Source organism: Flavobacterium sp. (assembly GCF_034111225.1).
Classification (GTDB): Bacteria; Bacteroidota; Bacteroidia; order Flavobacteriales; family Flavobacteriaceae; genus Flavobacterium.
In genome coordinates, this window is sequence record NZ_JAWUXR010000011.1 from 602840 (window position 1) to 608848 (window position 6009).

The following is a 6009-nucleotide window of genomic DNA, read 5'->3' on the forward strand; positions in this document are numbered from 1 at the left end:
TAGTTACGAATAAAAGGGGTAATTATTCTTTTTTTAAAATTAAATTGTGTTAATAGACTTATACCAACGTGCACATTAGTATTTTGTCATTTTCCTTGGCAGCATTACCTGCCCAGGTTCTATGGGTATAATCTCAGCTCGTTATTTAGAGCACCCCTTTGAGACAGTGCAAAAGTACTACTTTAGTTTAAAGTTTCAATTTAATTTTTTAAAAATTAGGTTTTTTTCGATTTTGCTTTAAAACACTCATAATTTTCTTAGAATTAAGTCTCTTTTCCTTAACTCTTCGTGGTGCTTTTGTTGTTCTTCTTATCTTAGGCTTATGGAGACCTTTTTCAATAATTGAGAAAAATCTTTTAATTACAATGGACTTATTTTTAACCTGACTTCTATCTTCATCACAATTTAAAATAAGAATATTGTTCTGTGTTAATTTTGAGGATAATTTATTCTTCAACAACTCTTTTTCATCTTCAGATATTGCTGATGATTTTTCTAAGTCAAAAGTAAGTACAACTTTTGAAGAAACCTTGTTTACGTTTTGCCCACCGGCTCCACTACTTCTAACCGCTTTGAAATCTAATTCATTAATGATTAATTCTTTATTCATCTAATGATTGATGTGCTGATTTTAATAAATCGTTTACTGTTTTTACAGGATTAAAAGTTTCCAAAGGAACCTCAACAAAAATAGTGGTCCATTTTGCCATTGCGCCATTCCATAAACCTGGTAATTCAAATGCCCTGATTGGCTTACCATTCTTAGTTTTCTCTGTAATAAATGCTGCATTGTGGTCTACAAAATCAACTAAGTTGAATTTTTGCCCTTTATAATTATAAACAGCACAAACAATATCAACAGGATTGAAGTGAGTTGCAGATTTCAAAATATTAATTTGATTTTCATTTAAAACATCCACTTGAGACGATTCTACTATTTGAAGCGTTTGCCTTCCTTTTTGATCTTTTGTCCAAAAAGGACCACCACCTGGCTCACCTTCATTCTTTACCATCCCGCACACTCGAATAGGTCTATTTAAGACTTTTACCAAGTATTCATTCTTATATGACTTTTTGAAATATTTAAAATCTTCTGGTAAAGGAAAGGATAATTCATTTTCAGTAAAAAGTATTAATTCATCAAGATCTTTTTCAGACAAATCTTTCGTTTCCAAATCATTTAAATATTCGAAAATTCTACTTTGTATTTTTATAATAATTGCACCTAAAACTTTTTTGTAATCTACAATTAAGCTTCTGTTATTTAGAGATACATTGTCAATGTTTTTTAAAAAAACAAAATCTGACTTTAACTGATTCAAATTATCAATTAACGCACCATGACCTCCAGGTCTAAAAAACAAAGAATTATCTTCTAATCGAAATAATGAGTTATCAGGATTAACAGCTATAGTATCTGAATTTGAATTTTGGTAAGAATAATCAATTTCAAAATCTTTAAACTGGCTGACTATTGCCTCAAATTCATTTTGAAATTCCTCGTTTATTGTAAAATGAATTTTAGTTTTGACATCATTCTTTTTATAGAAATTTGCTTCAATAATATTTTCTTCAATAGGTGTGATAATCTTTGCATCACTTATATGAAAAGGCAGTATCCCTTTTGGCTTTTGAGTGAAGTTCAACCCTTCTTCACTTAATAATGTTTTAATTAAAAAATATTGCTTTTTATCTGTAAAAAAAGAATAGAATTCCGGATATAACTCTATAGTTTTACCTTTAAGCTCTCTATAAAAAGGAAAATTTTTCAATCCAAAAATAAAAATAGATAAGTCTTGATTTCCTTTTTTATTGATATAACTATTAATTGTGTCTGTATTTATATCAAATTCATTTAAAAATTCGATTAGAAACTTGAACATTCTTGAAGCTGCACCTGAAGCAGGTACAAATTTTTCGATAGTGTAATTAGATTTATGGTTGTTGAAAAAAATAGAATATTCTTCAACTTCATTTTGACTTAGAGACATAATACCATCCCCTACTATTGCAGGTTTAACAAGATCTATCATTGGAATACCATTTTTAAAGTAAAACAATTGCTGTCTTACTTTCATTAATGAATTCCCTCTTTTTTCAATATATCTTAAATCTTCTTCTGTAAAATTCTCTTCCATTCTAAATAGCCAAAAATGGCAACTATTGTAAATATTAAAAATTGTAAACTTGAAAAAGTAAATCCTTTATAGAAATACAATGGAATGGAAATAATATCTCCCACAATCCATAACAACCAATTTTCAATTTTACGTTTTGCCATAAGCCACATTCCTACAAAGAAAACACCTGTAGTAAATGTATCTACATAAGCTGTCCAATCATTAAATTTATTGAACCAATTATATACCAATATTACAAAAAGAATTGTTAGTATAAAAATAACTAAAGCACTTCGTTGTTCTTTTTTAGTCATCCAAGATATTGGATATTCTACTTGAGAATCCTTTTTTCTTGTCCAAAGAAACCATCCGTACACACTCATGGAGGCATAATAGCCATTAATAAGCATATCCCCAATTAAACCCCATTTATTCAGTAAATAAACATAAATAATTGTACTCACTAATCCTGTTGGGTAAACCAAAATATTATTACTCTTGGCATAAAAAACACTCGTTAATCCGAATAATACTGCAATAATTTCTAGAACTATATCAATTGTTGCATATTCACTGTATTGCGAAAACAAAAACTCTAACATGATTTAAAAAAAGTATTATCGTTTTCAAATGCAGTTCCAATTACTACCATATCAGCCCCTGCATTAAAAGCTTCATCAATTGCTTGTTTAGAACGAATGCCGCCTCCAACAATCAACGGAACTTGAATAGTATTAGCAACTTTATTAATCATCTCTAACGGAACTACTTTCTGCGCTCCACTTCCTGCTTCTAAATAAATGAGTTTATTACCTAATAACTCACCTGCTTTAGCTGTTTGACATACATAATTAATATTGCTTCTATCTAAAGGCTTTGTTCCGCTTACACGTTCGACAGCAGTTATAGCTCCACTTTCAATTAACAAATAACCTGTAGAAATAATCTCCAAATTGGTTTTTTCTAAAATGGGCACCGCATTAACTTGATGTTCTATTAAATAATTTGCATTTCTTCCTGATAGTAAACTTAAAAACAAAATTCCATCTGCCTTGTCTGATATTTGAGAGGGATTACCTGGAAATAATAAAATTGGTAAATTACATTGTTCTTTCAATTGAATAATTAAATCGTCTATAATATTATTTTCAACAATACTTCCTCCTACTAAAACATGAGTAGCTGGTGATTGATTGATTTTTGCAACCAAATCATTTACATTTTTCAATTCAATTTTATCAGGGTCTAATAAAATAGCAAGTAATTTTTTGCGCTCTTTTTTGGCTTGTAAAATATTTTTATACAACTCTTTCATTCTATTTTTCTAATGCGTAAACCAATGTGAAGTTTTCAAATTCTTCAAAGAAAAAACAAAACTCTTTTTCAAATTCATTCTGTTCGACTGAAGCTTTCCCGTTTCCATCTATTAAATCAAAAGAAAACACTTTCATATCATCTTTGAAACTCAAACTTCTAGAATCACACATTTTATATTTTGCTTCTTTAGCTCCCCAAATTACTGTTAATTTCTTTATATAATCAGATGCGTTTTTATCTAAGTAATCAAATTCATAACCCACAAACTTATCTGCAATTCTAACAATTTTCTCTCTTTGTAATTCTATATCAATGCCTACGTTTTCATTTCCAATAATAATAGCTGAAAAATTATTTGAATGGGTTATCGATATTTTTTTTCCATCGATTAAATTAGGTTTTCCCTCTTCATCATAAAACAAATCAAAGTCCGAATAACCCGCTGTTTTCAACAAACGTCTAATGCTCAAAAAGCCATTTTGATGACTTTCAGATTTCATTTTTTCAAGTCTAGCAAGTGAAACATCTTTTAACCTAACTTGACGAAACAACTCATTAAAATCTTCTTCAATTTTCCATATAAGAACTGAAGTTAAGGCATTTACTTGTATTTTTTTATAAAAAGGCATTAAATATAAGGTTGAAGTTCAAAGCATTAACTTATTAAACATTTCACAAAATAAGGCATTTATTTAAAAAATAAAAAGGAAATTAGTACCTTTGCATTCTTATTTAATAATACAAATATACATAATAGATGAGTTCAAATACAACAACTTATGTGCCTTATAAAGTAAAAGACATTACTTTAGCGGACTGGGGAAGAAAAGAAATTGAGTTAGCTGAAGCTGAAATGCCAGGTTTAATGGCATTAAGAACTGAGTTTGGCGCAAGTCAACCTTTAAAAGGAGCACGTATTGCTGGGTGTTTACACATGACTATACAAACTGCTGTTTTAATTGAAACTTTAGTTGCTCTTGGAGCTGATGTTACTTGGTCTTCTTGTAATATTTTCTCAACTCAAGATCATGCTGCTGCTGCTATTGCTGCTGCTGGAATTCCAGTTTATGCTTGGAAAGGTTTAAACGAAGAAGATTTTGATTGGTGTATTGAACAAACTTTATGGTTTGGTGAAGACAGAAAACCGTTAAACATGATTCTTGATGATGGTGGAGATTTAACGAATATGGTTTTTGACCGTTTTCCCGAATTAATTGCTGACATTAAAGGTTTATCTGAAGAAACAACTACTGGTGTTCACCGTTTATACGAAAGAATGCAAAACGGAACTTTACATGTTCCAGCAATCAACGTAAACGATTCAGTTACTAAATCTAAATTTGATAACAAATACGGTTGTAAAGAATCTGCAGTTGATGCAGTTCGTAGAGCAACAGATATTATGTTAGCTGGTAAAAGGGTTGTGGTTTGTGGTTACGGAGATGTTGGAAAAGGAACTGCTGCTTCATTTAAAGGTGCAGGTTCTATTGTAACAGTTACTGAAATTGACCCAATTTGTGCTTTACAAGCTGCAATGGACGGTTTTGAAGTTAAAAGATTAGACACGGTTGTTGGAAATGCAGATATCATCATTACAACTACTGGAAATAAAGACATCATTTTAGGTTCGCACTTTGAACAAATGAAAGATAAAACTATCGTTTGTAACATTGGCCACTTCGATAACGAAATCGACATGGCTTGGTTAAACAAAACTCATGGCGCTTCTAAAGTTGAAATCAAACCACAGGTGGATAAATACACTATCGCTGGAAAAGATATTATTATTTTAGCTGAAGGACGTTTAGTAAACTTAGGTTGTGCTACAGGTCACCCAAGTTTTGTAATGAGTAATTCATTTACAAACCAAACATTAGCTCAATTAGAGTTATGGACTAATACTGCTGCTTACAAAAATGAAGTGTATATGTTACCAAAACATTTAGATGAAAAAGTAGCCATGCTACATTTAGCTAAAATTGGTGTTGAGTTAACAGAACTTAGACCTGATCAAGCTGAATATATCGGCGTTACGGTTGAAGGACCATTTAAACCTGATTACTACAGATATTAATAACTAGTTAATAGTTATTCTCAAAAAAAAGGCGAACCAAATGGTTCGCCTTTTTTCTTGTTATAAGAATTTTTATTCGCCCTAAAAATCCCAATTAGGAATTTTACCCGGAACGTAAGGAGCTTTACTCTGCTCCAATTTATCATGAACAGAGTCTAGGTTAACTGAAGTCACATTCAAGTCAGCTAACAGTGCTTTAAATGTCTCCCCCGCCACTCTGTAACTATCACGTTGCGTTTGAGTTGGAGCAGAAGTTGAATTATAGACATACCAAACGATTTGGCCTACCCTATCTGTTATGGATGGTGCCGTTTCGAACTCTCTTTTCTTAATGCTTTTATCACCGTTTAATTTAATATCAACAAGTTTCAAATCACTCAAAATTTTATCGATTTCATTCAATAAATTTAAATCAGCATTTGGGGTAACCAAAACAGCTTTTTTAAGCATTTCAGCTCTTTTCTTTAAATCACTTGTGGCTCTAGAGGTACCAAAAGC

The 6009-nt window shown here is 30.8% G+C and carries 7 protein-coding genes and 1 riboswitch; of the genes, 1 reads left to right on the forward strand and 6 read right to left on the reverse strand.

Going from position 1 to position 6009, the window contains the following annotated elements; translation table 11 throughout:
• Positions 1–73 precede the first annotated feature (73 nt).
• Positions 74–168: riboswitch (TPP riboswitch) on the reverse strand.
• 40 nt (positions 169–208) lie between these two features.
• Genes arfB through UXY25_RS08120 form a run of 5 tightly spaced genes read right to left on the reverse strand, consistent with a single transcriptional unit; the run spans position 209 to position 4066 of the window.
• Positions 209–610 (reverse strand): alternative ribosome rescue aminoacyl-tRNA hydrolase ArfB, encoded by a 402-nt coding sequence (arfB, locus tag UXY25_RS08100; protein ID WP_320815493.1) that lies wholly within the window; start codon positions 608–610, stop codon positions 209–211.
• Positions 603–2138: a DUF4301 family protein gene (locus tag UXY25_RS08105; RefSeq protein WP_320815494.1), complete on the reverse strand. Its 1536-nt coding sequence runs from the start codon at positions 2136–2138 to the stop codon at positions 603–605. The genes arfB and UXY25_RS08105 overlap by 8 nt, the downstream gene beginning before the upstream one ends.
• The gene (gene pnuC, locus UXY25_RS08110; protein ID WP_320815495.1) at positions 2108–2722 is read right to left on the reverse strand and encodes a nicotinamide riboside transporter PnuC; all 615 of its coding nucleotides are present in this window, start codon (positions 2720–2722) and stop codon (positions 2108–2110) included. Before pnuC ends, UXY25_RS08105 begins: the two co-directional genes overlap by 31 nt.
• On the reverse strand, positions 2716–3435 hold the full coding sequence (locus tag UXY25_RS08115) for a geranylgeranylglyceryl/heptaprenylglyceryl phosphate synthase (RefSeq protein WP_320815496.1): 720 nt from the start codon (positions 3433–3435) through the stop codon (positions 2716–2718). Before UXY25_RS08115 ends, pnuC begins: the two co-directional genes overlap by 7 nt.
• A 1-nt stretch (position 3436) precedes the next feature.
• Positions 3437–4066: a 4'-phosphopantetheinyl transferase family protein gene (locus UXY25_RS08120; protein WP_320815497.1), complete on the reverse strand. Its 630-nt coding sequence runs from the start codon at positions 4064–4066 to the stop codon at positions 3437–3439.
• A gap of 128 nt (positions 4067–4194) precedes the next feature.
• Here UXY25_RS08120 and ahcY point away from each other — a divergent pair, with 128 nt between their 5' ends.
• Positions 4195–5511, forward strand: coding sequence for an adenosylhomocysteinase (ahcY, locus tag UXY25_RS08125; protein ID WP_320815498.1), 1317 nt, complete (start codon positions 4195–4197; stop codon positions 5509–5511).
• A gap of 81 nt (positions 5512–5592) precedes the next feature.
• Here the strand turns inward: ahcY and UXY25_RS08130 are convergent.
• Positions 5593–6009, reverse strand: a 417-nt coding sequence (locus tag UXY25_RS08130) for a hypothetical protein (protein WP_320815499.1), incomplete at its 5' end; no start/stop codon positions are given.